Genomic DNA, 302 nt, shown 5'->3' on the forward strand with positions numbered 1-302 from the left:
AATCCTAGCAGTATTTTACCCATCAATGCGAGCAACAAGACGGTGGATTTAACCCTAACGCAATACCTTTATGGCTTAGGGGGGCAAGAGTTGTTGTATTTTAAAATATCGCAACTCATCAATCTTGACGATAAAGTTTCGCCCTTTAAAATGCCCCTAGATAAATACTTGGCTTTCAACGCCTTAAGCTCTATTGTCCTCATTGCTTTAGTCATTCTCGTTGGAGGCAAGATCGCTTTATTCGCTCTGACTTTTGTGGGCTTTTTCAACTCTATCATGTTCCCTACCATCTTCTCTTTGGC

Annotated in this window: 1 pseudogene; it reads left to right on the plus strand. The window is 41.1% G+C overall.

The window, feature by feature from the left end:
• Positions 1 to 302 (plus strand): annotated as a pseudogene (locus BZK24_RS09765) (hypothetical protein); the annotation flags it as partial.

It is taken from the genome of Helicobacter pylori (genome assembly GCF_001998165.1).
GTDB classification, from domain to species: Bacteria; Campylobacterota; Campylobacteria; order Campylobacterales; family Helicobacteraceae; genus Helicobacter; species Helicobacter pylori_DL.